Origin of the sequence: Bradyrhizobium sp. PSBB068 (assembly GCA_016839165.1) — a bacterium.
Lineage (GTDB): Bacteria > Pseudomonadota > Alphaproteobacteria > Rhizobiales > Xanthobacteraceae > Bradyrhizobium.
On sequence record CP069300.1, the window covers coordinates 1,120,286 to 1,145,430 of the forward strand.

General features: G+C 64.7%; 24 protein-coding genes. 15 read left to right on the forward strand and 9 right to left on the reverse strand.

The genetic code is table 11. The features are described 5' to 3' along the window. Positions 1–47: 47 nt before the first annotated feature. Both paaZ and JQ507_05360 read right to left on the reverse strand, forming a co-directional pair. The gene (paaZ, locus tag JQ507_05355) at positions 48–2,075 is read right to left on the reverse strand and encodes a phenylacetic acid degradation bifunctional protein PaaZ (GenBank protein QRI73193.1); all 2,028 of its coding nucleotides are present in this window, start codon (positions 2,073–2,075) and stop codon (positions 48–50) included. Positions 2,076–2,185: 110 nt separating this feature from the next. After that, entirely contained in the window at positions 2,186–2,977 is a 792-nt protein-coding gene (locus JQ507_05360) for a 2-(1,2-epoxy-1,2-dihydrophenyl)acetyl-CoA isomerase (GenBank protein QRI70945.1), read from the reverse strand. A gap of 451 nt (positions 2,978–3,428) precedes the next feature. Here JQ507_05360 and JQ507_05365 point away from each other — a divergent pair, with 451 nt between their 5' ends. Next, positions 3,429–4,340 carry an AraC family transcriptional regulator gene (locus JQ507_05365; protein ID QRI70946.1) on the forward strand — a complete coding sequence of 304 codons (912 nt, stop codon included), beginning with the start codon at positions 3,429–3,431 and terminating at the stop codon, positions 4,338–4,340. Here the strand turns inward: JQ507_05365 and JQ507_05370 are convergent. After that, on the reverse strand, positions 4,337–4,738 hold the full coding sequence (locus tag JQ507_05370) for a hypothetical protein (protein QRI73194.1): 402 nt from the start codon (positions 4,736–4,738) through the stop codon (positions 4,337–4,339). The two genes, JQ507_05365 and JQ507_05370, sit on opposite strands and share 4 nt — an antisense overlap. Positions 4,739–4,979: 241 nt before the next feature. Between JQ507_05370 and JQ507_05375 the strand changes: the two genes are divergently transcribed. Further along, positions 4,980–5,954: an AraC family transcriptional regulator gene (locus JQ507_05375; GenBank protein ID QRI70947.1), complete on the forward strand. Its 975-nt coding sequence runs from the start codon at positions 4,980–4,982 to the stop codon at positions 5,952–5,954. Between the two features lie 31 nt (positions 5,955–5,985). Here JQ507_05375 and JQ507_05380 read toward each other — a convergent pair whose 3' ends face one another. Continuing rightward, positions 5,986–6,234: a hypothetical protein gene (locus JQ507_05380; protein QRI70948.1), complete on the reverse strand. Its 249-nt coding sequence runs from the start codon at positions 6,232–6,234 to the stop codon at positions 5,986–5,988. A gap of 196 nt (positions 6,235–6,430) precedes the next feature. Between JQ507_05380 and JQ507_05385 the strand changes: the two genes are divergently transcribed. The 5 genes from JQ507_05385 to JQ507_05405 all read left to right on the forward strand — a co-directional run bounded on the left by JQ507_05385 (position 6,431) and on the right by JQ507_05405 (position 11,058). Next, positions 6,431–6,643, forward strand: coding sequence for a hypothetical protein (locus JQ507_05385; protein QRI70949.1), 213 nt, complete (start codon positions 6,431–6,433; stop codon positions 6,641–6,643). 262 nt (positions 6,644–6,905) lie between these two features. Continuing rightward, entirely contained in the window at positions 6,906–8,027 is a 1,122-nt protein-coding gene (locus JQ507_05390) for a branched-chain amino acid ABC transporter substrate-binding protein (protein QRI70950.1), read from the forward strand. A gap of 192 nt (positions 8,028–8,219) precedes the next feature. Further along, complete coding sequence (locus JQ507_05395; protein QRI70951.1) at positions 8,220–9,269, forward strand: hypothetical protein; 1,050 nt, start codon at positions 8,220–8,222, stop codon at positions 9,267–9,269. Between the two features lie 44 nt (positions 9,270–9,313). After that, entirely contained in the window at positions 9,314–10,171 is an 858-nt protein-coding gene (locus JQ507_05400; protein ID QRI70952.1) for an alpha/beta hydrolase, read from the forward strand. A 47-nt stretch (positions 10,172–10,218) separates the two neighbouring features. Beyond that, positions 10,219–11,058 (forward strand): class I SAM-dependent methyltransferase, encoded by an 840-nt coding sequence (locus tag JQ507_05405; protein ID QRI70953.1) that lies wholly within the window; start codon positions 10,219–10,221, stop codon positions 11,056–11,058. 14 nt (positions 11,059–11,072) lie between these two features. On the opposite strand, the gene JQ507_05410 is transcribed toward JQ507_05405, so the two are convergent. Then, the gene (locus tag JQ507_05410; GenBank protein QRI70954.1) at positions 11,073–11,651 is read right to left on the reverse strand and encodes a TetR/AcrR family transcriptional regulator; all 579 of its coding nucleotides are present in this window, start codon (positions 11,649–11,651) and stop codon (positions 11,073–11,075) included. A gap of 81 nt (positions 11,652–11,732) precedes the next feature. Between JQ507_05410 and JQ507_05415 the strand changes: the two genes are divergently transcribed. From JQ507_05415 to JQ507_05430, 4 genes are all read left to right on the forward strand, one after another. After that, a complete protein-coding gene (locus JQ507_05415) occupies positions 11,733–12,050 on the forward strand; it encodes a monooxygenase (protein ID QRI70955.1) in 318 nt (105 codons plus the stop codon). Between the two features lie 155 nt (positions 12,051–12,205). After that, complete coding sequence (locus JQ507_05420; GenBank protein ID QRI70956.1) at positions 12,206–13,243, forward strand: aldo/keto reductase; 1,038 nt, start codon at positions 12,206–12,208, stop codon at positions 13,241–13,243. Then, positions 13,240–14,094, forward strand: coding sequence for an amidohydrolase family protein (locus tag JQ507_05425; protein QRI70957.1), 855 nt, complete (start codon positions 13,240–13,242; stop codon positions 14,092–14,094). Before JQ507_05420 ends, JQ507_05425 begins: the two co-directional genes overlap by 4 nt. 119 nt (positions 14,095–14,213) lie before the next feature. Further along, positions 14,214–16,556, forward strand: a complete 2,343-nt coding sequence (locus JQ507_05430) for an RNA-binding transcriptional accessory protein (GenBank protein QRI70958.1) — start codon at positions 14,214–14,216, stop codon at positions 16,554–16,556. 168 nt (positions 16,557–16,724) lie between these two features. Here the strand turns inward: JQ507_05430 and JQ507_05435 are convergent, their stop codons facing one another. Next, a complete protein-coding gene (locus JQ507_05435) occupies positions 16,725–17,309 on the reverse strand; it encodes a glutathione S-transferase N-terminal domain-containing protein (protein ID QRI70959.1) in 585 nt (194 codons plus the stop codon). A gap of 99 nt (positions 17,310–17,408) precedes the next feature. Here JQ507_05435 and JQ507_05440 point away from each other — a divergent pair, with 99 nt between their 5' ends. Beyond that, a complete protein-coding gene (locus JQ507_05440; protein QRI70960.1) occupies positions 17,409–17,765 on the forward strand; it encodes a helix-turn-helix transcriptional regulator in 357 nt (118 codons plus the stop codon). A gap of 46 nt (positions 17,766–17,811) precedes the next feature. On the opposite strand, the gene JQ507_05445 is transcribed toward JQ507_05440, so the two are convergent. Continuing rightward, the gene (locus JQ507_05445; protein ID QRI70961.1) at positions 17,812–19,023 is read right to left on the reverse strand and encodes an acyl-CoA dehydrogenase family protein; all 1,212 of its coding nucleotides are present in this window, start codon (positions 19,021–19,023) and stop codon (positions 17,812–17,814) included. A 750-nt stretch (positions 19,024–19,773) separates the two neighbouring features. Between JQ507_05445 and JQ507_05450 the strand changes: the two genes are divergently transcribed. The 3 genes from JQ507_05450 to JQ507_05460 all read left to right on the forward strand — a co-directional run bounded on the left by JQ507_05450 (position 19,774) and on the right by JQ507_05460 (position 22,394). Beyond that, positions 19,774–20,214 (forward strand): hypothetical protein, encoded by a 441-nt coding sequence (locus JQ507_05450; protein QRI70962.1) that lies wholly within the window; start codon positions 19,774–19,776, stop codon positions 20,212–20,214. A gap of 127 nt (positions 20,215–20,341) precedes the next feature. Continuing rightward, on the forward strand, positions 20,342–21,034 hold the full coding sequence (locus JQ507_05455; GenBank protein ID QRI70963.1) for a response regulator transcription factor: 693 nt from the start codon (positions 20,342–20,344) through the stop codon (positions 21,032–21,034). After that, positions 21,021–22,394 carry a HAMP domain-containing protein gene (locus JQ507_05460; protein QRI70964.1) on the forward strand — a complete coding sequence of 458 codons (1,374 nt, stop codon included), beginning with the start codon at positions 21,021–21,023 and terminating at the stop codon, positions 22,392–22,394. The genes JQ507_05455 and JQ507_05460 overlap by 14 nt, the downstream gene beginning before the upstream one ends. 526 nt (positions 22,395–22,920) lie before the next feature. Here the strand turns inward: JQ507_05460 and JQ507_05465 are convergent. Together JQ507_05465 and JQ507_05470 are read right to left on the reverse strand one after the other, a co-directional pair. After that, the gene (locus tag JQ507_05465; GenBank protein QRI70965.1) at positions 22,921–23,547 is read right to left on the reverse strand and encodes an NAD(P)H-dependent oxidoreductase; all 627 of its coding nucleotides are present in this window, start codon (positions 23,545–23,547) and stop codon (positions 22,921–22,923) included. 9 nt (positions 23,548–23,556) lie between these two features. Beyond that, a complete protein-coding gene (locus tag JQ507_05470; GenBank protein ID QRI70966.1) occupies positions 23,557–25,131 on the reverse strand; it encodes an isochorismatase family protein in 1,575 nt (524 codons plus the stop codon). Positions 25,132–25,145: the final 14 nt, after the last annotated feature.

Consider the following 25,145-nt stretch of genomic DNA (forward strand, 5'->3'; position numbering starts at 1 on the left):
ACAAGAATCTGAAGCGCGATGACGATTCAACATGATCTCATCGCGCTTTAGCCCCGCATCGCATTCATCGTCAGCAGTTCGTAGGTCGCCGCGGTCTCGCCGGTGCCGGTCGTGATCTCGACGTCCCAGCGCACCTCGCCGTACTGCTTGTTGCGCGGTGTCTTCTCCTTGGCGGTCAGCCGCACCTGGATCTGTTCTCCCGGTTGCACCGGCTTCACGAAGCGCAGCGAGTCGAGGCCGTAATTCGCCAGCACCGGACCATAGTCGGGATCGACGAACAGGCCGGCCGCGAATGACAGCAGCAGATAGCCATGCGCGACGCGGCCAGGGAAGAACGGATGCCCCTTGGTCGCCTCCTCGTCCATATGGGCGTAGAAGGTGTCGCCGGTGAAATGCGCGAAGTGCTCGATGTCGTCGAGGGTGATCTGCCGCGACTTCGAGACCAGCGTGCGGCCGATCTCGAGATCGTCGTAGTGATAGCGGAACGGGTGCAGGTCGCCCTCGAGCACCGGGCTGCCCTTGAACCAGCGGCCGGTGACGCCGCTCAGCATGCGAGGAGAGCCTTGCAACGCGGTGCGCTGCATGTAGTGCTGCAGGCTGCGGACGCCGCCCAGTTCCTCGCCACCGCCGGCGCGGCCCGGGCCGCCGTGGACCATCTGCGGCATCGGCGAGCCGTGGCCGGTGTGCTCGGTCGCGCAGTCGCGGTCGATGATCGCGACGCGGCCATGGAAGCTGCCGATGCCGAAGGTGAGCTCGGTCGCCGCGTCGATATCGTGGGTGTAGACCGATGCGACCAGGCTGCCGCCGCCGCGGTTGGTCAGTGCGATGGCCTGGTCCAGATCGTCATAGCCCATCACGGTGCAGACCGGCCCGAACGCCTCGATCTCGTGGACCGCGGTTGCGGCAAGCGGCTTCGCGCAGTGCAGCAGCAGCGGCGGAACGAAAGCGCCGCGCTTGGCGTCGGCGTCGACGAGCGCAAAGTTGTCGGGATCGCCGGCCACCAGCTCGGCCTCGGTGCGGAGCTTCGCGACGTGGGCAAGCACATCGTTGCGCTGGGCGAGGCCAACCAGTGGTCCCATCCTGACGTTGTCGCTTGCGGGATTGCCGACCACGACCTTTGCCAGGCGATCGCGCAAGGCCGAGATCACGGCGTCGAGCTGCGCTGACGGCGCCAGCGCGCGGCGGATCGCGGTGCATTTCTGCCCGGCCTTGACCGTCATCTCCTTTGCCACTTCCTTGATGAAGAGATCGAACTCCGGGCTTCCCGGCGCGGCGCCCGGAGCGAGGATCGCTGCATTCAGGGAGTCGCGCTCGGCGATGAACCGGACAGCTTCGCGCGCGATGACCGGATGCCGCTGCAGCTTCTGCGAGGTGTCGGCGGAGCCCGTGAACGACACCACGTCCTGGCAGGTGAGATGGTCGAACAGGTCGCCGGTCGAGCCAATGATGAATTGCAGCGCGCCTTCCGGCAGTGCACCGGATTCGGTGATCAACCGCACGAGCTCGTAGGCGACATAGGCGGTGACCGTCGCAGGCTTGGTGACGACGGGAACGCCGGCGAGAAGCGCAGGCGCCAGCTTCTCCAGCAAGCCCCAGCACGGGAAATTGAACGCGTTGATGTGCACAGCGACGCCGTGCAGCGGCGTCACGATGTGTTGACCGGCAAACGCGCCGCCCTTGGAGAGCCCTTCGACATTACCGTCGAGCAGGTACCTGGTGTTCGGAAGCTCGCGGCGTCCCTTGCTGGCATATGCGAACAGCGTGCCGATACCGCCGTCGACGTCGATCATGGCGTCGGTGCGGGTGGCGCCTGCATGCAGCGACAGTTTGTAGAGCCGGTCCTTGTGCTGGCTCAGATGGTCGGCTAGCGCCTTCAGCAATCCCGCGCGCTGGTGGAACGACAGCTTGCGGAGATTCTTGCCGCCGACCGAGCGGCCATAGGCGAGGATCTCGCGCATGTCGAGATCGCTCCTGGTCGCGAGCGCCACCACGTCGCCGGTGACGGCGCTGCGAATCTCGGCCGCCGGTTCGCCCGCGCCGGACCACCTGCCACGAACGAAGCTGTCGAGCTGCATGACGTTGTCCGCCGATTGCGCACCGCTGGAGTGAGGCTGTGTCATCGAAGTGGAACCCTCTGACCCTGTGATCTGTGTTACGTCCTGGCTTGCTGGCGGAACGTTCAATCCTATGCCCGTCCGACAAAACGTGGCGAGCGCTTTTCGAGGAACGCGGTCACGCCCTCGGCATAATCCGCCGACCGGCCGGCACGTCCCTGCAGATCGCGTTCGAGATCGAGTTGCGCATCAAGCGTGTTGCGCTCGGATGCATCGAGTGCCTGCTTGATCAACGCAAGGCCATCGGTCGGTTGCGTCGCGAGCGAGGCGGCAAGCGCATGGGCCTCCGTCATCAGGTCGGAATCCTCGACCACCTTCCAGATCATGCCCCATGCTTCCGCCCGTTCCGCGGAGACCGGCTCGGCCAGCATGGCCAATGCCCGGGCCCGCGCTCCACCGACCAGCCGCGGCAGAAACCAGGTGCCGCCGGAGTCAGGAACGAGGCCGAGCTTGGCAAAGGCCTGAATGAACTTGGCTGACCGTGCGGCGATCACGATATCGCAGGCAAGCGCCACGTTCGCGCCGGCGCCAGCAGCCACGCCGTTGACCGCGCACACGGCCGGCATCGGAATGCTGCGCAGCTTGCGCACCAGCGGATTGTAATATTTTTCGATCGGCATCGAGAGGTCAGGCGTCTCGCCCGGCGTGAACACGCCGTCCGAGAGGTCCTGCCCGGCGCAGAATCCGCGTCCCGCTCCGGTCAGGATCAGCGCGCGGCAGGATTTGTCCTGTTCGGCCGCGGTCAGCGCGGCCATCAAGGCGGCATGCAGATCGGCGCTGAATGAATTCAGGCGGTCGGGTCGGTTGAGCGTCAGGACGCGATATCCGGCGCGGATATCGGTCAACACCAGGTCGGTGACCATGATTGCCTCCCGTTGCGGCTTCTGACGACCAAAGGTCGCGTGACCCTGGGGCAGAATTACTATTGACCGTCCGGTCAGTCAATTATAATCGGCGCGAGCGATGGACGGCGTCCTCGGACTATCGGAGCGAGGACGATTTTAGTCCCGATCGCGAATTCGGGCGCGACCGACCCATCAAGGTCAAAGCAATCCCGCGCTCTACACTATACCGTGCATTTGCGATGCTTGTGCGCGATGCTTGACAGTTGTCAGACCGAGGCATCGGTGGAACCCGCGAAAGGTTCACGTTTGCAGCCACGCTGCATGGTCCCCATGCTGGGTGTGCGCCGCCACAAATCAGCCGCATATGAGCAGCGACCTCCGTCGCCATGAGGGCGAGCCTATGACAATGCAATCGGGCGATATCACAGGGTTTCGATTCTCGACGGCGCATTTCGGCGAGCGAGATCGCTTGCCGATCTTTCGCGAGCAGATCGGACGGATGATCGTCAAGCTCGATCCGGAGCCGCTCGACGACGGCGCGTTTCATGCGGAAGCGAATGTGCGCGAATTGTCCGGGCTCGGCATCGGATCCTGGGCGTGCAGCAATCTCAAGATCGCGAGACCGCGCGAACTGCTCGATGGTACCGACGATCTGGTGCTGACCATCATCACGAGCGGCAATGTGCGCGCCTCGCAGCGCGGCCGCGACATCCTGCTCGGCCCGGGGCAGGCAGTGCTGCAGTCGAGCGCGGAGGCAGGCGACATGGTCGTCCCGGTGTCGCCCAGCCGTTTCGTCGGCCTCAGGCTGCCGCGCAAGGCGCTCGCCTCGCTGGTTCGTGATCCGGAAGACATGCTGATCCGCCAAATGCCGGCAAACACGGAGGCCATGCGCCTGCTCGCGCTCTACATCAGGGAGCTCGACGACAGCTATCAGCTGGCGACTCCCGAACTGCGTAACGCCGTCGTCAAGCACCTGGTCGATCTGGGCGCGCTGATCATCGGCGCGAACCGGGATGCAGCGGTCGCCGCCGAAGACGGCGGCCTGGCGGCCGCGCGGCTTGCCGCGGTCAAGGCCGACATTTCCGATAATCTCAGCTATGGCGATCTCACTCTGCCCGCGGTGGCGGCCCGGCTGAAGCTCACGCCGCGCCATATCCAGAGGCTGTTCGAAAGCGCAGGTTCGACCTTTTCGGAATTCGTGCTCGGCCAGCGCTTGGCGCGGGCGCATCATCTGCTGACCGATCCACGCCACAGCGGCACCACCATCGGTACGATTGCGTTCGAAGTCGGGTTCGGCGATCTGTCCTACTTCAACCGCACCTTCCGCCGGCATTACGGCGCGACGCCATCGGATGTTCGCGCGGCGCCGCGAATGCGTTAGACGACGCCGGTCTTTGATTCCAACTCGTCGCGTCGTGCTCCGCCGCGAAAAACGATGAAAGCAAACAGGATAGCTCCCGCGAACACGATGAGCGAACCGACCACGACGACGGGCTGGTAAGCCGGACCGCCGATCCGGATGGCTGCAATTCCGATTGGAAAGATGACGGCTCCGATCACGGAGAGCCAGGCCTGTATCCTGGCAAGTGGACCGGTGGCCGCCGCGGGAAACACATGGTAGTAAAGTCCGGCAAGGAACAATGCGACGAAGCCGAGCAGGTTGAGATGAGCGTGGGCAGGCGCCAGCGTGAAATTCTCCGCTACACCCATGCCGATGCCGAGGCCAAGCCCGACGAGAAAGAGGACGACGCTGACACGCAAGAGATTCAGTGCGAGCATTGCTCCTTCAGTTGGTGAACTCGATGCCATTCCTTGTTCCTTGCCCGAAAATACCCAAGCCGCATGTCCTTTGGCAACTTGCCGGCCGATGCTTAGACGTCCCGGAAACTCGACGCATGGGCTGGAGCGACATGCACTTGGACGGAGGCGACATCGTGGACAATCCAGGCGGGCGTCGTAGAGCCGCCTCGAATCAGCCGCGGATCGCGCGCGCGATGCGGCGGCACTAAGAGAGCCGATGATGCCAAACGCGCCGGATGCCTCGGATTTTCGCTACTCGACCGCGGATTGGGCTGAACGCGAGCGGTTGGCGATTTTTCGGGAGCGGATCGGGCGCATGATGGTGAAGCTCGATCCGGCGCCGCTGATCAACAGCGTTTACTACAGCGATGCCAGAGTGCGTGCGCTGCACGGGCTCGGGATCGGATTCTGGTCGTTCGCCAACCTGCGGGTCGACAGGACGCGCGAATTGCTCGATGGCTGCGACGATCTATTGATGGTGATTGGCGCCAGTGGCAATCGGCTGGTGTCGCATCGTGGCCGGGAGCAGGCGGTCGGCGCAGGTGAGGCAATTCTGATGGCGACCGCCGAGACGGCCACGATGACCTACCCCTCGGCGTCGCGCCTCATCAGTTTGCGACTGCCGCGCAAGGCGCTGACGCCCCTGGTGCCCAATCCCGAGGACGCGCTGATGCGCCCGCTGCGGCCCTCGAGCGAAGCGCTGCGATTATTGACCCGCTATGTCCGGGATATCGACGATCTCTATCGATCGGCGGGCGCGGAGCTGCAACGTCTTATCGTCAGCCATGTGATCGACCTTGCGGCGCTGGTAATCGGCGCGTCGAGGGACGGGGAGGCGGTTGCAGAAAAGCGCGGCCTTGCTGCTGCGCGGCTGGCCGCGGTCAAGGCCGACGTCGGCGCGCGGATCGGGGAATGCAGCCTCAGCCTGGCCGCTGTGGCGAGGCGCCTGAAGATCACGCCACGCCAAATTCAGCGGCTGTTTGCCGGCGAAGGCACGACATTCTCGGAGTTTGTGCTCGACCAGCGGCTGGTGCGCGCACATGGCTTGCTGATCGAGTCGCAGCGCAGCGGCCGCAGCATCAGCACCATCGCGTTCGAGGCAGGGTTCGGCGATCTGTCCTACTTCAACCGCACGTTTCGCCGGCGCTACGGTGCGACGCCGTCGGACATTCGAACCGCGCCGCGCCGCTTCTGATGGAATGCACGCCTCAGGCTAAGGCCGCGGTTTAGGGGTCGCCGCAACCCGGCACTCGCCGGATCTGTTCGATCAATCGCTGATGGCGCTCCGCGGACAGCGTCCGTTCATTCGCGCACATCAGCATGGCGACGCAGGCGGGCTCCGGTGCGGAGGGCCAGGCGATGGTTCCGTCGATCGCGCCGTCGCATTTGCGGTAGGCATTTTTCGCGTCCCAACGGATCGCGCTCTCGGGGACTGGCGTCGAAGCGGCCATCACGATCAGTGCTGCTCCGATCAACAGGAGCGATCGGGATATCCGCCGATATGATCCGCGCATGCCGCTTGTCCATCCTTATGAGGGTCGTCGACGATACGGGAGCGTCCGGGGCGGGCGATCACGGCGCGCGCGTGTATCGATACTGGATTCGGAGAAAGGTCACGACGCAGCGATCCGGTTCGGCTTTGCGCGCACTCATTCGGATAGGATTGCGCTCATGTCGGTTTCGTTCATTCGATCAGCGTCGGTGATGTTCTGCCTTCCAGCGGGAATAGCGTCGATCGCCATCAATCTGGCGGTCTCCACGCAATGGGGCGCGTTCAAGGTCGGCGGCTATTATGAGATCGAGCTGAAAGGTGCTGTCGAGGCGGCGGCACCGGTCGGCGCCGACGTCAAGCCGAACGCATCAGAGCCGCTGGTGCGGCCGTGATCGAGACATCACGAGCTATGTGCTATCGCGCACACAGGATCGCCACCGATCGCGCCCTCGCCGTTGACGATTCAAGGCACCAATGCACGGCAACGTGTTTCACATTGTTGCCCAATGTCGCATATGTCCAATCCCCCGTCGCCTCAGTCCGAGCCTGCCGGCCAGCGCGCGCATACAAGGCAGCCCCCAGTGACCGTCGCACCCGGCAGTATGAGTCGATTGCGATGCATTGAGGCGACTTGAGACCATCGAGGAGAACGTGATGAAGTTTGCACTTCGAGGATATTGTCTTGCGCTTGGCGCGAGCCTGGCTCTGTCCAGCGCGGCCATGGCACAGGATATCAGTGTTGCCGTGGTCGGGCCGATGACCGGCTCGGAGGCGAGCTTCGGCCAGCAGTTCAAGAACGGCGCCGATCTCGCGATCGCCGACATCAACGCGGCAGGCGGCGTGCTCGGCAAGAAGCTGAAGCTGGAGGTCGGCGACGACGCCTGCGATCCGAAGCAGGCCGTGTCGGTTGCCGAGAAGATGGCAGGCGCGAAGATTCCGTTCGTCGTCGGGCACTTCTGCTCGTCGACCTCGATTCCCGCCTCGGACGCTTATGCCGAGGGCAATGTGCTTGAGATCACGCCCGGCTCGACCAACCCGCTGTTCACCGAGCGCGGGTTGTGGAACACGTTCCGCGTCTGCGGCCGCGATGACCAGCAGGGCATGGTGGCGGCCGGCTACATCATCAAGAACTACAAGACCAGGAACGTCGCGATCATCCACGACAAGACCACCTATGGCAAAGGTCTTGCCGACGAAACCAAGAACGCGATCAACGCGGCGGGTGTGAAGGAAAAGCTCTATGAAGCCTACACCAAGGGCGACAAGGACTTTGCCGCGCTGGTCTCCCGCTTCAAGAAGGAATCGATCGATTTCGTCTATGTCGGCGGCTACTACGCCGAGGCTGCGTTGATCCTGCGCCAGATGCGCGAGCAGGGCGTCAATGCGGTGCTGATGGGCGGCGATGCCTTGGTCGACAAGCAGTTCGCCGCGATCGCGGGTCCGCTTGCCGAGGGCTCGCTGTTCACCTTCTCGCCCGATCCGCGCAAGAAGGTGACCGCGGCCGCGACCTTGAAGAAGTTCAAGGACAAGGGCATCGATCCGGACGGCTACACGCTTTACAGCTATGCGGCCTTCCAGATCTGGAGCCAGGCCGTCACCCGCGCCCAGACCACGGACGCCAAGAAGGTCGCAGCCGCCATCAAGGCCGGAAGCTGGGACACCGTGCTCGGCAACATCAGCTACACGCCGAAGGGTGACATCACCTTGATCGACTATGTCGTGTACCGCCGCGACAAGGACGGCAACTACGCCGAGCTGCCGGCCGCCGGTCAATGATCGCCAGCCGCGACATCGGCACTCCTCCCTGATCGATGTCGCGGCTGTGCCGGCTCACAGCGCCAACGGACCAACCCTCTGCCAGCCCCGGAGGTGTTGGCGCTGTGACGCCAGGCAAGAACGATAAGCGTCCCGCTGGCGCCGATTGCCGGCGCAGAGCCTGATCATCGAGATAATCGAAGAGAGCAGCAGATGTCTGACATGAGTCTGACCAACAATGGCGGTCTGGGTGGCGGCGGCTCAGCCGATTGGCGCGACACCGGGCCTGCGCAAGGACCCTCGCAGGGATCGTCGCATTCCTATCCGCTGCTGGTGCGCGATCACGGTCTTGGCACCGCGCTGAAGCTGTTGCTCGAGACCCTGCCTTATGCACTGGCGCGATGGGGCGTGTTGCTGGGCTTTGCCGCAGCGTGCGCCATCTTTGCCATCGTGGCCGTGGGCGGCGCCGTGTGGCTCGGCACCCACGTCGCCAGCGTGTTCGGCTACTGCTGGCTGCTTGGCATCCTGCTGCTCGGCGGATGGATCTGGGGCGCCGTCCTGCGCTACACGCTGCATGTGATCGCATGCGGTCATGTCGCCGTGCTGACCGAACTGATCACGCATGGCCGCATCGGGAACGGCACCGAAGGACAATTTGCCTACGGCCGCCGGATCGTGATGGACCGGTTCGGCGAGGTCGCGATCCTGTTCGGGCTCAATGCGCTGATCCGCGCCGTGCTGCGTGCGTTTCACAATGCGCTCGATACGCTCGGCGACTGGCTGCCGGCGCCCGGCATGAAGGCGATCGTCGGCCTGCTCAATACCATCCTGTCGGCCGCGACGCGCTACCTGGACAAGGTGGTGCTATCCTACGATCTGGCGCGCGGCGGCGACGATCCAAGGCGCAATATCCAGGACGGCCTGGTCTATTATTGCCAGAACGCCAAGCCGATCCTGACGACGTCGGTCTGGATGGTCATCGTCGAGCGGATCCTGAGCATCCTGCTTTGCCTGCTGCTGCTGGTCCCCGCCGGCCTGGTGACGGTCTGGTTGCCGGAGGCGGTCAGGGAATATGGTGCCATGGTGACCGTCTTCATCGCGGCACTGCTGGCCGTGACGGTGCGCGCAGCCTTCATCCAGCCGCTGTTCCTGATCTGCATGATGATCCGCTTTCACGCGTTGATCGAGCACCAGCCCATCAATTCGACCTGGGTCGGCTATCTCGACGGTCTGTCAGACAAGTTCCGGCAGATCGGACGTTGAGACCGGCGCCTGGTCTTGATCGCGCTTCGTAACGGAGATGTTCGTTGACCGATATCACACTCGATAACCACGGCGTCCGTCTTGCTGCATCTGTCGATGGCCCGACGAACGGCGAACCGATCCTGTTCCTGCACGGCCTGTCGGTGAGCCGGGACACATGGCAGGAAATTGGCGGTCGGCTGAAGGATCGATATCGGGTCTGGACCTTGGATTTCCGCGGCCACGGCCACTCGGACCGGGCCGCAAGCTATGCGCTCGCCGACTATGTTTCCGATGCAGAGACGGCGTTGGCCGCCATCGGGCGCCGGGCAGTGATCGTCGGCCACTCGCTCGGCGGCTGCGTTGCCGGCGTGCTGGCGCAGAGCGGCGATAACAATGTGCGCGCTGCCTTGCTTGAGGATCCGCCATGGTATCTCGGGCAGCCGGGGGAGTGGGAGAAATCGGTCTTCCCGAAGCTGTTCTCGATCGTCAGCGCGCGGCAGGCGACGTGGCAGCAAGCCCGTGCGCCGCTGGGCACGTACCTTGCGTTCGTCACAGACGCGCCAACCCCCATGGGCGGGATCGGCCGCGATCATTTCACCCCCCGTCATTTGTTGAGCCATGCCTCTGCGCTGCAGCGCCAGGACGGGCGGTGCTGGGCGGACGGAGACGTTGCGGGTTCGGTTCTTGCGGCGATCCAGACCACGCGAGAGTTCCTGTGTCCCGTCAAGATCGTTCAAGCCGATCCGTCATGCGGCGCGGCCTTGCTGGAGGGCCACGCGGCTCGCCTCGCACAGGATAATCCGCGTGCAGCGCTCGTTCGCTATGAGGGATGCGGCCATTCACCCCACCGCGCCATCGCGTTCGAGCAGCGCTTCACGGCAGACCTGCAGGATTTCCTGTCGAGCCTGCGGTCACAGTGAGACGGACGCCATCCGGCACCTCACGCGAACCGATGACGGAACCATCGATGCAGGAAACCTCCGGCTACGATCCGAGCTATGTGATGGGGCGCTCGACTGCGGAGACCGACAGGCTGAAGCGCCAGTCGCAGCTCTACGATGCGTCCACATGGCAGCTCCTGAGGGAGGCCGGGCTCGCGCCGGGCATGAAGGTGCTCGACGTCGGAAGTGGAGCAGGCAACGTCTCGTTCGTGGCGGCAAGTCTGGTCGGCGAGGGAGGCAAAGTCGTCGGTGTCGACAGCAATCCCGCGATTGTCGCGGAAGCAGCAGGTACCGCGCGCGCTCTCGGCCTCGACCAGGTGTCATTTCGAGCCGGCGACATCAACACGATCGAGCTGGAACGCGACTTCGATGCGATCGTCGGCCGGCTCGTGTTGATCTATGTGCCGGATCCGTCAGCCCTGCTTCGCACGCTGCTTGGACACCTCAAGCCCGGCGGCATCGTGGCATTTCAGGACCTCGACTGGGGCGAGGGGCCGATCGCCAATCCGCCGTCGCCGCTGCTGTCGCAGGCGTGGGGCCACGTGAGCGAAATGTTCCGGCGGGCCGGGCTGAACAACCGGATGGGCTTTGCGCTGCATGGCGCCTTCGTCGCCGCCGGGCTGCCTGCGCCGCGAATGAGCCTGTTTGCTCCGGTCGGCGGCGGCGCGGACTTCGACGGCTATGACTACATGGCAAGCGGCTTGCGCAGCAACCAGCCGCACATCGTCAAGCTCGGCGTCGCCACCGAAGCAGAACTGGCGCTCGACAGCTTTGCCGAGCGCCTGCGCACTGAGGTGGTTGCTGCGCACGGCGTGTTCGCGCTGCCGACCTTCGTCGGTGCCTGGGCGCGCAAGCAGGCGGGCTGAACCCGCCGCCCGCTTCAGAGATTGCCGGCCACAGCGTCGATGAAGGTCGCAGCCGACTCCTTCAGCTGCTTGCGGCTGTAGCCGGCGCGCTCCATCACGGCGAGGCCACGGGTGAAGGTCACGATGACGCGCGCCAGCCGGTTGGCATCGGCCATGCTTGGCTTCGTCTGAGATGTGCTGACGGCCTTGCTGATCAGTTGTTCGAGCCGGGAGAGCACATCCTGCACGCGCTGCCGCACATCCGCACTTGAAATGGCCGCGTCGAGCGCCGTGCGCGTGGTCAGGCAGCCGCGCGGCGGAGAGCCATCCGTCATGTTGATGATGATCATATCGAAGAAGCCTCGTAGCCCCGCCGCGGCGTCGCCGCGTGACAGCGCGGCGCCGGCCGCTTCCAGGAATTGCCCGGCATACTGATCGAAGGCGCGCAGGAAGATCGATTCCTTGTCGCCATAGGCGTTGTAGAGGCTGCCGCGCTGGACTCCCGTGGCGGCGGCGAGGTCCTGCATGGTCGCGTCGTGCAGGCCCTTGCGCCAGAATACGTCGAGCGCGGTCGTGATCACCTCGTCTTCGTCGAACTGACGCACGCCTACCATTGGTTCGCCCCACCGGATCATTCTTGACATCATTGTCAAGATTGACGATCATGTCAAGAATGGTTGCCTGAGGAGATCGCGATGATTACCGCCGTCACGTCGTTCAGATTGTCCAAACCGATCACGCGCGAGGAAGCGCGCGCCATCTTCCTCGATACCGCACCGATCTATCGCGGCGTACAGGGGCTGTTCCGGAAGACCTATGTGCTGTCCGATGACGGCACGACGGCCGGCGGCATCTATTTCTGGAACTCGAGGAGAGAGGCCGAAGCGCTGTACACCGATGCGTGGCGCGCCCGCGCCCGGGAGAAGTATGGCGCCGATCCGACGGTGACTTATTTCGAGAGTCCCGTGGTGGTGGACAACGTTGCGGAGCAGATCAGCTCCGACGGCCGATAGGAAAGCGCCGTCGCGTCGACTGATAACGGCGGAACTTTCGACCATCGCCCGGCGATGCATCGTCCGCGCATCATGCACGGCGCATCGGCTTGTGCTCGGCGGGCCCACAAGGCTACTCTCCCTGCAAGCAAGAAAACTGCAAGGGAGCCGTCACGGTGAACCAACCTCCATCCTCAGATCCGGCACTGCCCCGCCGCAGGCTCGGCCGCACCGGGCTCGATGTTTCCATTCTCGGCTTCGGCACCGCGCCGCTCGGCGATCTCTTCGCTCGGCTCGACGACACGGTGGCGATTGCCGCGATGGAGCGGGCGTTTGCGCTGGGCGTGAACCTGCTCGATTCCTCGCCGCTCTACGGCCATGGCCTTGCCGAGCATCGCTGCGGCACCGCGCTGCGGCGCGTGGCGCGGGCCGACATCGTCGTCTGCACCAAGGTCGGCCGCTGGATGGACCCGTTCCACGGCCGCGGCGACGGCTCCAATTTCGTCGGCGGCCAGCCGCATCGTGCGGTGGTCGATTACTCCTATGACGGCACCATGCGCTCGGTGGAGCAGTCGCTGCTGCGGCTCGGCATCGATCGCATCGACTTGCTCCTGATCCACGACGTCGATGTCTGGACCCATGGCAGTGAGGCGATCGAAGCCAGGTTCCGCGAGGCGATGGAGGGCGCCTATGTCGCGCTCGACAGGCTGCGCACCGAGCGCGTGATCAAGGGCATCGGGATCGGCGTCAACGAGGCCGAGATGTGCATGCGCTTCGCCAGTGCGGGAACGTTCGACACCATGCTGCTCGCCGGCCGCTACTCGCTGCTCGAGCAGCCGGCGCTCACCGAATTCCTGCCGCTGGCGGAGAAGCAGGGCATCGGCGTGATGCTCGGCGGCGTGTTCAATTCCGGCATCCTGGCGACCGGCGCGGTCGCCGGCGCCAAGTATAATTACAAGGACGCGCCGGCGGATGTGATGCAGAAGGTGGCAGCGATCGAGCGCGTTTGCCGCGCCCACGGCGTGGCGCTGCCGACCGCCGCGCTGCATTTCGCGCTGGGCCATCCGGCGGTCGCAAGCGTCGTGCTCGGCGCGCAGGCGCCGCAGGAGGTCGAGCGCAACGCCGCGGCGCTCTCGGCCCCGGTCCCCGCCGTGCTGTGGCACGACCTGAAAGCGGAGGGGCTGCTCGACCAACACGCGCCGGTGCCGGCATGATGCGGATCGACGCCCATCATCATGTGTGGACCTTGGCGCGCGCCGATTATGGCTGGCTGACGCCCGAACGCGGGCCGATCTATCGCGACTTCGGTCTGGTCGATCTGGTGCCGCATCTCGCCGCGGCCGCCATCGAGGGCACGATCCTGGTGCAGGCGGCGCCAACCGAGGCCGAGACGGCATTCATGCTCGACGTCGCCAAAGGCTCGGAGCTGGTGCGCGGCGTGGTCGGCTGGATCGACTTCGATGCACCCGATGCCGCTGACCGGATCGATGCGGTCGCCGAACGCGAGCTGCTGGTCGGTCTGCGGCCGATGGTGCAGGACGTGGCCGACGATGACTGGCTGCTCCGCCCTGAACTGGCCGCGCCGCTCGAAGCCATGGAGCGGCACGACCTCGTCTTCGACGCGTTGGTGCTGCCGCGCCATCTGCCGCGGCTCGTTCAGGTGGTCGATCGCCATCCGGATCTGCAATTCGTACTCGACCATTGCGGCAAGCCGCAACTCGCAACCGGCGACATCGCGGCCTGGAAGGACGACATTGCAAGCCTTGGCGCACGATCCAACGTCGTCTGCAAGCTGTCGGGCCTTGCGACCGAGGCGGCGCCGGGCTGGCAGGTCGAAGATTTGCGCGAGGCAGTGGATCATGCACTCGCATGCTTCGGTCCGCAGCGGCTGCTGTGGGGCAGCGACTGGCCCGTCGTCAATCTCGCCGGCGGCTATGCGCACTGGTTCGTGGCCGCCCAGCGTCTGCTGGCTGATTTGTCAAGTGACGCGAGGGCTGCGATTTTCGGCGGCAATGCGGCGCGGGTCTATTTGTCAAGCCGCGGGCGGCCGGCATCCCGGAAATAGGGCGCGCGGCGCGCCAAATTTGATCCACAGCGCGCCTTGCTGAATCATTCCGGGATGGTCCATAAGCGGCGTCCGCGCCATCGCTGATCCGGTGGCGCAACGGGGTGAGAGAGAAAAGCGTGGCCAAGATCCATCATCAGATTGCGCAGGAGCTGGGGGTTCGCGACGAGCAGGTCGAGGCGGCGGTGACGCTGCTCGACGGCGGCGCCACGGTGCCGTTCATCGCGCGATACCGCAAGGAGCTCACCGGCGCGCTCGATGACGCGCAGCTGCGCACGCTGGAAGAACGGCTGACCTATCTGCGCGAGCTCGAGGAGCGCCGGACCGCGGTGCTCAATTCGATTCGCGAGCAGGGCAAGCTCGATGCCGCGCTCGAAGCCCAGATCATGGCCGCCGACAGCAAGGGCCGTCTGGAAGATATCTATCTGCCGTACAAGCCGAAGCGCCGCACCAAGGCCGAGATCGCCAAAGAAGCCGGGCTCGAGCCGCTCGCCGATCAGCTTCTGACACAGCCGCAGAACGACCCCAACGAGGTTGCCGCGCCGTTCGTCAACGCCGAAAAGCAGGTTGCCGACGTCGCCGCTGCGCTGGACGGCGCGCGCGCCATCCTGGTCGAGCGCTTCGCCGAGGACGCCGATTTGATCGGTGCGCTGCGCGAAGAGATGTGGTCGAACGGCATCATGGTTTCCACCGTCCGCACCGGGAAGAAGACCGAAGGCGAGAAATTCAAGGACTATTTCGATTTCTCCGAGCCGCTGCCGAAGCTGCCGTCGCACCGCATCCTGGCGCTGTTCCGCGGCGAGAAGGAAGAGATCCTCGACCTCACGATCAAGCCGGAGGCCGAGGCGCCGGCCGTCGGCGTGCCCGGCCTCTACGAACTGCGGATCATGAACTGCTTTGCGATCTCCAACCAGGGGCGCAAGGGCGACAAATGGCTGGCGGAGACGGTGCGCTGGGCCTGGCGCACCAAGATCCAGATCCATCTCAACATCGATTTGCGGCTCCGGCTGTGGACGGCGGCCGAAACCGAGGCGGTGCGCGTGTTCGCCTCGAACCTGCGCGATCTGCTGCTCGCGGCGCCGGCCGGCCCACGCGCCACCATGGGGCTCGATCCGGGCTATCGCACCGGCGTCAAGGTCGCGGTAATCGATGCCACCGGCAAGGTGGTGGCGCATACCGCGATCTTCCCGCACGAGCCGCAACGGCGCTGGGACGAGGCGCTCGCGATTCTCGGCAAGCTCGCGATCGAGCATGGCGTCGAGCTGATCGCGATCGGCAACGGCACCGCCTCGCGTGAAACCGACAAACTCGCCGCCGAACTCGTGAAGCGGTTGCCCGAACGCAAGATGACCAAGATCGTGGTCTCCGAAGCCGGTGCGTCGGTCTATTCGGCCTCCGCCTTCGCCTCGAACGAATTGCCCGACCTCGACGTCACCATTCGCGGCGCGGTCTCGATCGCGCGGCGCCTGCAGGATCCGCTGGCCGAGCTGGTCAAAATCGATCCGAAGGCGATCGGCGTCGGCCAGTACCAGCACGATCTCGGCGAGGCCAAGCTCGCGCGTTCGCTCGATGCCGTGGTGGAGGACTGCGTGAACGCGGTCGGCGTCGATGCCAACACCGCCTCGGTGCCGCTGCTCTCGCGCGTGTCGGGTATCGGCGCTGGACTGGCGCAGAGCATCGTGCAGCACCGCGACGCCAACGGCCCGTTCAAGTCGCGCAAGGCGCTGAAGGACGTGCCGCGGCTCGGGCCGAAGGCCTTCGAGCAGTGCGCCGGCTTCCTGCGCATCAGCAATGGCGAGGATCCGCTCGATTCGTCCGGCGTGCATCCGGAAGCCTATCCGGTGGTGCGCCGCATTCTTGAGGCGACCAAGAGCGATATCAAGGCGCTGATCGGCAACGCCGACGTCGTGCGCGGGCTGAAGCCGCAATCCTTCGTCGACGACACGTTCGGTCTGCCGACGGTGACCGACATCCTGCGCGAGCTGGAAAAGCCCGGTCGCGACCCGCGTCCGGCGTTCAAGGCGGCGGTGTTCAAGGAAGGCGTCGAGGAGGTCAAGGACCTCAAGCAAGGCATGATCCTCGAGGGCACCGTGACCAACGTCGCCGCGTTCGGCGCGTTCGTCGATATCGGCGTGCACCAGGACGGCCTGGTGCACATCTCGGCGATGTCGCGAACTTTCATCAAGGACCCGCGCGAGGTGGTGAAGCCGGGCGATATCGTCAAGGTCAAGGTTCTCGATGTCGAGGTCGCCCGCAAGCGCATCGCGCTGACCTTGCGGCTTGACGACGAGGTCGGGCCGAAGAAGGACAACGCGGCGCCGTCGCGTGATTTCTCGCGCGGATCGGCCAGGATGACGTCGTCGGCGCCACGCCGTCCGCAGGAGCAGTCCGGCGGCGGCGGCGCGCTCGCCGACGCGCTGCGCCGCGCCGCCGAGAAGAGCGGGCGCGGCAAGCCGACCTGATTGCAAAGAGGGGCGGCAAGCGGAGCTCGCCACCCGCTCACCACCACAGCTTACCCGCCGCAAATCTGGCGAGCGCGTCGGTAACGCCCTTGCCATAGGCCGGATCGGCCTTGCTGCAATTGGCATCGTGCCGTTCCTGGATGTGCTTCGACGCGTTGCCGACTGAGATCAGGCAAGCCCTTCCTCGACCAGCGCTTGTGCCACGGAAGGCAACTTTCTCATTCGGCTGAAATAGGCCTGAAGCCGCTCCGGCACATCGATCCCGTGCGCAGGTGCCCATTTCAGCGCCCAGAAAAGATAGGGATCGGGAATCGTCATTCGATCGCCTAACAGGAAAGCGTTGTCGCCGAGTTGCTGCGCAAGAGAAGCAAAGTGCTTGGTCAGCGTGCCGCGAGCTCGTTCCTTCTCGAGCGCCGGCAGGTTCTTGAAGAAGGGTCGCAAGCCGCCGTGGATCTCGGTTGCCATGAATGATACGGCTTCCAGCGCACGCCAGCGCGTGAGGCCCTCCTCGGGGAGCAGCGTGTCGCTCCGGTGTGCGATGTAAGCCAGAATAGCAAGGTTCTCGGTCAATAGCGTTCCGTCGTCGAGTTCCAGCGCGGGCACGTATCCCCTCGGATTGATCGTCAGGTAATCGCCTCCGTCCTCGGTCCGCTTGTCGCGGTTGACGCCGATGAGCTTGTAGGGCAGCCGCGCTTCGATCAGCGCGATGTGGTCTGCCAGGCTACAGGCGCCGGGCGCGTAGTAGAGGATCATAATCGTCTCCAATGTTTGGTCCAACTTGTTGACCAACAGCAGAGGCGTGACTATCTCGTCAAACGCATATCTTCAGGACCAGGTCATATGAATGTGCCCATGTCGGTTGATGCTCCCGCAGGTTGCCAATGGGTGAGCGAGGTTCTCAACCAGGTCGGCGACAAATGGACGGTGCAGGTCGTGGTGGCGCTTCGTGACCGGCCACGGCGCTTCAACGACATCAAGCGTCAGGTTGCCGGCATCTCGCAGCAGATGCTGACACGAACGCTCAAGACGCTTGAACGCGACGGTCTGGTCGTGCGCACGGTCCGCTCCAGCACACCGCCGCAGGTGGACTATGCGTTGACCGAGGTTGGCCGCTCGCTTTCAGGGACGGTACGGCAGCTCGCGGAATGGGCGGTTGCGCATCGCGCAATCATCCATGCAAGCCGGCAGCGATACGACACAAGCCGCTAGCCGTGGCCGGCGCCCGCGGTCCGATAGGACGCCTGTTCCGCACCGATCAAACGAAGGCACTCAGACCGGTGATGTCCCGGCCGACGATCAGCGACTGGATCTCGGCCGTGCCTTCGTAGGTGACGAGGCTTTCCATGTCGCACATGTGCCGCATGACGTGGAAATCGAGCGTGATGCCGTTACCGCCGAGGACGTCGCGCGCCATCCGGCACACGTCGCGTCCCTTGACGCTGCAATAGTACTTGGCGAGCGCGGCCATCGTCTCCTCCAGCTTGCCGTCGTCGATCAAGCGGCCAAGCCGGATGCAATAGAGCTGCATCGCGGTGACGTCGCCGAGCATGTTGACGAGGATCGACTGGATCATCTGCGACTTGGCGATCGGCTTGCCGAACTGGATGCGGCGCTGTGCGTAGGTCAGGGCGATGTCGTAGGCCGAAACGGCATTTCCAAGTGATGCCCATGCCACCGTGTTGCGGGTGCCCATCAGCACCCTGGCGCAGTCCTTGAACGAATTGCAGTTCTTCAGGCGGGCCTCCTCCGATACGCGGCAGTCGGTGAGAGTGATGTCGGCGTTCTGCACCATCCGCAGCGATACCTTGCCGCCGATCTTGGTCGCCTTGTAGCCGGGGTTGTCCTTCTCCACCACGAAGGCCTTGACCTGCTTGTCGGCGACGTCGCGGGCGTAGACCACGATGTAGTCGCACCAGACGGCATTGCCCGGCCAGCGCTTGCGGCCATTGATCACCCATTCGTCGCCTTCACGCTTGGCCGTGGCTTCGAGCCCGACCGAATCCGATCCATGATCGGGCTCGGTCAGGGCGAACGCGCCGACTTTCTCGAACCGGGCCATCTGCGGCAGGTAGCGCTGCCGCTGCTCTTCGGAACCGAGCAGGTTGATCGACTGCATCGCCAATCCGAGATGAACGGCGAAGAACGTCGCGATGCTCGAGTCGATCCGGCTGAGCTCCATCATGACCAGGCCCGCGCCGACCGCGGTCATCGGCCGGCACCCGTGTCCGCGCATGTTGTGATCGCCCACGATGTTCAGCGCCGCGATCTTGGGAACCAGTTCGAAGGGAAACTCGCCGCGCTCCCAGTAGGAGTTGACGATCGGCAGCACCTCGCGCTCGCCGAATTCGCGCACTTTGGCCAGGATATCGATCTCCTCCGGCGTCAGTTGCTCTTTCATCAGGAAATAGTCGGTGCCGCGCGCGCGTCCGATGTTGTCGCTCAGCTTGTCCGTGATGGGGTCGGTCATGCGTTTCCTCCTTGATTTTATCGGCGCCCGCGTCTCCGGATGCGCCGCCGTTTCGATATCGCAGCGCTTCGATCTCCCCGATCAGGTGTGAGGTATCGTCTCGCTGACGATACCTCCCGCCTCGCCCTCGGATTCATAGATGAGCGGTGCGCCGCCTCGACATCTCCCTTGCTGCCCGCTCACACCGCTGTTCCCGATGCGGCGTCGCTACGACTGGTTGCGCCGCAAGATCAGACCTGCCAACGCGGTCCTGGTGGTGCCGTTTCTTGTTGGTGCGTGCTGCACGATGATCGATAGATGAGACGGGTAGAGCGCTTTCGAAAAGGCAGACCCACGTTCGACCTTGCACCGGCATCGCAACGGCCGTTCGGCATACTGCGTCAATAACAATTCGGTCGCAACCAGATAGAGCAGTGCGGAGCGGGCTTGGTCGTTACGCACCGTCCGTCGAATGCAGCAAGATCGGACGTGACGTTGAGATCGGGCAGGCTGCCGAGGTGCGAAGCGGACAGCCGGAGGTGCGAAGCGGACAAGACGTTGCTCCGCGCGGCAAGCGGAGCCGCGCGTCGGTGCCAAATCACGTTCGGTCAAAAGCACGCGATCGCGACGCGAGGTCTATCGCCAATCCTAAATCCGGCGTCAGAATCTGGCGCATTTGTCAGTTGAAGTCGGCCGCACGCGCGCGTCTTCTGATGCTCCTCTGCTTGCGGCGATACGAGGTTCGTCGCGGTCCCAATCACGGAGGACTTCATGAAGAACAAGCTCTTCACGTTTCTCACGGCGGCGACGCTTGCTGTCAGCGTCGCACTTTCACCCGTAGCCCTCGCCAGGGGCGGCGGCGGTGGCGGCGGACATGGCGGCGGCGGTGGTGGTCACGGCGGCGGCTTTGGCGGCGGCATGCATGGCGGCTTCGGCGGCGGAATGCACGGTGGCGGAATGGCATTCGCCGCGATGGGCGGCGGCGGGCATTTTGCCGGCGGACATTTCGGAGGTGGCCCCCGCTTTGCGGGCGCCGGATTCCACGGCGGGCGCTTCTTCCATCATGGCGGATTCTTCCGCCACCACCGCTTTCATCGCTTCGCATTCGTCGGCGGGCCTTATGTCTATGCGGATTATTACGGCGGGTGCTGGCGCAGGACATGGACCTCTTACGGCCTGCAATGGGTCAATGTGTGCGGGGACTATTGGTGATCGCCCAACCAACCGCACCGTTGTCGCGGCCGTCGCCAGGCGTTCCATCCAGCCCCGGAATGGGATAGTCTGGCGGCGACCGTCGCGGGGGCTCGGTAGAGTTTGAGAACCCGGAGAGTTCAAGCAGATGACCGGAGCTCACCGCCGCATTCTCGTCGTCGAGGACGATCCGGAAACCGCGGGTCAGCTCGTCGAGGAGCTCACCACCAGCGGCTATGACGTGGATCTCGCCGCGAACGGCCGCGAGGCGCTGAGCCAGGGCGCGGCGCGCGACTATGCCGTCATCACGATCGATCGCATGCTGCCCGACATCGACGGCATCACCGTGATGCGCCAGATGCGCGACGATGGCATCGCCGTGCCGTTCCTGATCATCAGCGCGCTCGGCGAGGTCGACGACCGCGTGCGTGGCCTGCGTGCCGGCGGTGACGATTATCTGGTCAAGCCGTTCTCCTTTGTCGAACTGCTGGCGCGGCTGGAGGCGCTCGGCCGCCGCAGCGAGACCGTTGCCAAGGAGACCATCCTGCGGGTCGGCGATCTGGCGGTCGATCTGATCGCGCGGACGGCGAGCCGCCGCGGCCGCAAGATTCCGCTGCTGCCGAAGGAGTTCCAGCTGCTCGAATATCTCGCGCGCAACGAGGGTCGCGTGGTTTCGCGCGCCATGTTGCTGCAGCATGTGTGGGATCTGCACTTCGATCCCTCGACCAATATCATCGACGTCTATGTCGGGCGGGTGCGCCGCAAGGTCGACGACCAGCAAGCCTATCCGCTGATCCACACGATCCGCGGCATCGGGTACTGCCTCCGTGCTCCTGGCTAAGACCCTTGGGTCATCGACGTTCCGCCTGGCCCTGATCGCCATCGGCATCTTCGGCCTGATCGTGTCCGCGATCTTCGCCTATGTCTACTGGTCGACGCTGTCCTATGTACGCGACAGGTCCGACCGCGCGATCATGACCGAGCAGGTGAGCCTCGACGGTGCCTATGCGCGGTCCGGCCGCGAGGGTTTGTCCGCATTGATCGCGCAATGCATCGCTGACAAGGACTTTGCCGACCATGTGTATTTGCTGGTCGACGCCGGATCGGCAGTGCTGGCCGGAAATCTCGGAGTGTGGCCGGCGCACACCGGCGAGCGGGGATGGACGGAATTTCGGACCTCGCCGCCGCGGCTCGCTTCCGGAACCGTGCTGGTGCGAGCCGTGGCCGAGACCTTGCCGGGCGGTGAACGGTTGCTGGTCGGCCGCGATATCAGCGATCTCGACGGCTTCATGGCGCAGATCAGGGCCGCAGGGATCGCCGTTGTGGTGCTGATCATCGGGCTGGCGGCTGCCGCCAGCATCGGGGTCACGCGGCGGACGGTCGGCCGCATCGAATCGATCAATGCGACCAGCCGCGCCATCATGCTCTCCGGCCTCGACCAGCGCATCCCGCTCCGCGGCAGTCACGACGAATGGGATCGCGTTGCCGAGAATCTCAATCTGATGCTGGATCGCATCCAGACCCTGATGGGCGACGTCAAGCAGGTCAGCGAAAACATCGCCCATGACCTGCGCACGCCGCTGACCCGGATGCGCGGCCGGCTGGAGAAGGCCTATCACGCTCCGCGCAACGTGGAAGGCGATGCGGCGCTGATCGGCGACACCATCGCCGATCTCGACGCGGTGCTCGGGATGTTCGCATCGATCACGCGGATCTCGGAGATCGAGACGCGGGCCCGCAAGGGCGCGTTTCGCACCGTCAATCTCGTCGAGATCGCAGGCGAGGTGGTCGAGCTGTACGACGCCGCGGCCGAGGAGGTGACCACCGATCTCGACCTTGCCGGCGATCCCGTGGTGCTGGTCACCGGCGACCGTGACCTGCTGTTCGACGCCATCGCCAATCTCGTCGACAACGCGATCAAGCATGGCCGCCCGGGCGGACGGGTCACCGTGACCTGCGATAATGACCAAAGCGGGCCGATGATTTCAGTCGCCGATGATGGCCCCGGCATTCCGGCCGACCAGCACGACCGCGTGTTCAAGCGCTTCTACCGGCTGGAGCAGAGCCGCTACACGCCGGGCAACGGGCTCGGCCTCAGCCTGGTCGCGGCGGTCGCGAGCCTGCACGGCGCACGGATCGAACTGCGCGACAACACGCCGGGGTTGTTGTTCAGGCTCGTGTTTCCCGCGACGGAAACCTAGAACGGTAGGGTGGCGACGGCGGAGGAACTCCTCGCCGGGTGCGTGCCACCAAAATATTGAAAAACAACCCCATGCAAAGGAGCTCGCGGCTGCCGGCGTTGGACCAGGCAACGTTCGACTATGCAGCTTGACACGTTGGGCAAATCAGGAGTACTTTTCTAATATTCAGAAATTACGCAACTGCCGTCTTGTAGGCGCCCTCGCCACACGAGTGGCGCGCAGCGCGTCGCGAGACTGCATCAGTCACCGGCCGTACAACATACTCGCCGTCGTCCCGGCCTTCGCCGGGACGACGCAACGGGAAGAGCCGTCGACACTGGATCACCCCGCATGCGCGGGGTGATGGCACCGCGTTGTTTGACTCGTTGAGTCGAACTATCCCACATCGTCGTCCTGGCGAAGGCCAGGACCCATTACCCCAAATGAGAGTTGTTGCGTCACGCTGGGGGCCACGGTCCCGTTTATCGTCAAATGCGGTGGTTGTGGGTCCTCGCTTTTGCCAGGACGACGATGGGGAGGGAGCAGCTCAAAACCGTGCCGCCATCTCCACGAGCCGCGCGTGCGCAGCTTCCCGCGCCGCGCGGATCGGCTCCGCGGGCCCGGTGGTTGGGCCGATCGGCACGAAGCGAACGTCGTTGATGCCGATGAAGCGCAGCACTTCGCGCAGATAGGGCGTTGCCATGTCGATGCGGCCGCGGTTCATGCCGGTGACGAAGTCGCTGCCGCTCGCGAGGATCACGACCGTCGGGCGGTCCTTGAGCAGCGGCAGATAGCCCTGTGCGGGATCGAAGCGAAAGGTCAGCCCGGGCTGGATGATGACATCGAGCCACTGCTTGAGCTTATAGGGAATCGAAAAATTCCACATCGGCGTCGAGATCAGCACGCGATCGGCCAGCGACAGCCGCAGCGCCAGGCGCTCGGCGACGGCGAAGGCGTCGTGCTGGGAATTGGTAAAGGTCTTGCCGCCGATCCGGGCATATTTGGCCTCGAGCAAATAACCCTCGAACTCCGGCAGCGGCTCGCGCCAGAGGTTCATCGCGTCGATCTCCCAGTCCGGGCGCGCCTTGCGGAAACTCTCCATAAAGACGCGAGCGCCGGCCGCCGATTCCGAATCGGCGCGGGGAGAGCAGGCAAGATGCAGCAGCTTCGGCACCGCGCCTCCTCAGCCGAGCGCCTTGATGACGGTGTCGGCGTTGGTCACGACGGAGACGTTCTGGAGCGCGAAATTGATCGCGGCGTTGTGCCAGTCGGCGTTCATGGTCGAGCAGCAATCCTCCGGCACGATCATGAAATAGCCCTTGTCGGCGCCGGTCCGCGCGGTGTGCTCGACCGACATGTTGGTCCAGGCGCCGGTGTTGATGATCATGTCGCGGCCGGTTGCCTTCAGGATGGTTTCGAGCCGCGTGCCCTCCCAGGCGCTCATCCGCATCTTCTCGACCACGAAGTCGCCCGGGCGCGGCTCGAGGCCCGAGACCGGCGCCGCGCCCCAGCTGCCGCGCACCATCGCCTTGCTGTCGACCAGTCCCTCGAACAGCGGCGCGTTCAGCGTGACGCCGGGCGCGCCTGGCTCGACCACGAACCAGACATGGATGATGGCGACGCCGCGCGCCCGCGCAGCATCGGCGACGCGGCGAACATTCTCGACGACATGCTGCTGGCGGGCATGCGCCGGCGCGCCGGACTCGGCGAATGCGCCGCCGTCCATGATGACGTCGTTCTGCATGTCCTGGATGATCATCGCGCAGCGCTGCGGATCGATCTGCATCTCGCCGGCGGCGAGATTAGGCGCGGGCGTGGACGACGATGTGGTACCGGCGCCGCCGCGCTTGCCGCTCATGTAAGGTTCGTTACGCGGCCCGACCTTGGTCGGGATCGCATAGACCGAATGAGTCGCGGTCAGATAGAGCGTGCGGAAATCGGCGCCGCCCCAGGCAAGATTGGCGACCAGTTCGGGAAGGCGAACCTTGCCGAGCAGGTCGCCGCCGGGCGAGTAGACCCAGACGCCGCCGGGCGCGGTGACCCAGACGTTGCCGCGCTGGTCGCACTTCATGCCGTCGGGCAGGCCGGGCTCGAGCTCGGAGCGGATACCGGAGGCGAACACGCGCGGATTGCCGAGCGCGCCGTCGGCACCGACGTCGAAGGCGCGGATCAGCGCCTGCACGGTGTCGTTGACGTAAAGGATGCGCTCGTCGGGCGAGAAGCACAGCCCGTTGGGCTGGTCGAACAGATAGCGGTCGACCAGCAGCTTTGGTGCACCTCCGCCCGGCGGCACGCGATAGACACCCTGGAAGCCGAGCTGGCGCGGTCGTTCGACACCATAGACCGGCATGCGGCCATACCAGGGATCGGAGAAATAGATCGCGCCCGAGGAATGAACGCAGACGTCGTTCGGGCTGTTCAGCTCCTGGTTCTCGTAATGCGAGGCCAGCACCTCGCGCCGACCGTCGGGCCGTTCGCGGATCAGCGAGGAGGTCGCATGCTCGCAGACGATCAGATTGAGGTCGGCGTCATAGGTCATGCCGTTGCATTTGTTCGACGGCCGCTTGACCTCGACCACGCCGCGCCGCGCATCCCAGCGCCGGCGTACGTCGCCGGGCATGTCGGAGAACAGCAGGAAGTGATCGACCGGATGCCAGATCGGCCCCTCCGTGAAATCGAAGCCGGTGCCGACCTGGCCGACCGGCGCGTAGGGATCGATCAGGTCTTCGAACTCGCTGCGCAGCGTGACATGCGTCATCGTGACAGGCCTTC

What these genes read in the sequence shown, in the direction of transcription:
- JQ507_05370 (QRI73194.1), bottom strand. Translation starts at nt 4,738, where the DNA reads ATGCTCGCACTGAATCTCTTGCGTGTCAGCGTCGTCCTCTTTCTCGTC.
- JQ507_05435 (QRI70959.1), bottom strand. Translation starts at nt 17,309, where the DNA reads ATGATCCTCTACTACGCGCCCGGCGCCTGTAGCCTGGCAGACCACATC.
- JQ507_05395 (QRI70951.1), top strand. Translation starts at nt 8,220, where the DNA reads ATGTCTGACATGAGTCTGACCAACAATGGCGGTCTGGGTGGCGGCGGC.
- JQ507_05455 (QRI70963.1), top strand. Translation starts at nt 20,342, where the DNA reads ATGACCGGAGCTCACCGCCGCATTCTCGTCGTCGAGGACGATCCGGAA.
- JQ507_05405 (QRI70953.1), top strand. Translation starts at nt 10,219, where the DNA reads ATGCAGGAAACCTCCGGCTACGATCCGAGCTATGTGATGGGGCGCTCG.
- JQ507_05410 (QRI70954.1), bottom strand. Translation starts at nt 11,651, where the DNA reads ATGGTAGGCGTGCGTCAGTTCGACGAAGACGAGGTGATCACGACCGCG.
- JQ507_05440 (QRI70960.1), top strand. Translation starts at nt 17,409, where the DNA reads ATGTCGGTTGATGCTCCCGCAGGTTGCCAATGGGTGAGCGAGGTTCTC.
- JQ507_05415 (QRI70955.1), top strand. Translation starts at nt 11,733, where the DNA reads ATGATTACCGCCGTCACGTCGTTCAGATTGTCCAAACCGATCACGCGC.
- JQ507_05375 (QRI70947.1), top strand. Translation starts at nt 4,980, where the DNA reads ATGCCAAACGCGCCGGATGCCTCGGATTTTCGCTACTCGACCGCGGAT.
- JQ507_05425 (QRI70957.1), top strand. Translation starts at nt 13,240, where the DNA reads ATGATGCGGATCGACGCCCATCATCATGTGTGGACCTTGGCGCGCGCC.
- JQ507_05470 (QRI70966.1), bottom strand. Translation starts at nt 25,131, where the DNA reads ATGACGCATGTCACGCTGCGCAGCGAGTTCGAAGACCTGATCGATCCC.
- JQ507_05360 (QRI70945.1), bottom strand. Translation starts at nt 2,977, where the DNA reads ATGGTCACCGACCTGGTGTTGACCGATATCCGCGCCGGATATCGCGTC.
- JQ507_05445 (QRI70961.1), bottom strand. Translation starts at nt 19,023, where the DNA reads ATGACCGACCCCATCACGGACAAGCTGAGCGACAACATCGGACGCGCG.
- JQ507_05390 (QRI70950.1), top strand. Translation starts at nt 6,906, where the DNA reads ATGAAGTTTGCACTTCGAGGATATTGTCTTGCGCTTGGCGCGAGCCTG.
- JQ507_05385 (QRI70949.1), top strand. Translation starts at nt 6,431, where the DNA reads ATGTCGGTTTCGTTCATTCGATCAGCGTCGGTGATGTTCTGCCTTCCA.
- paaZ (QRI73193.1), bottom strand. Translation starts at nt 2,075, where the DNA reads ATGCAGCTCGACAGCTTCGTTCGTGGCAGGTGGTCCGGCGCGGGCGAA.
- JQ507_05450 (QRI70962.1), top strand. Translation starts at nt 19,774, where the DNA reads ATGAAGAACAAGCTCTTCACGTTTCTCACGGCGGCGACGCTTGCTGTC.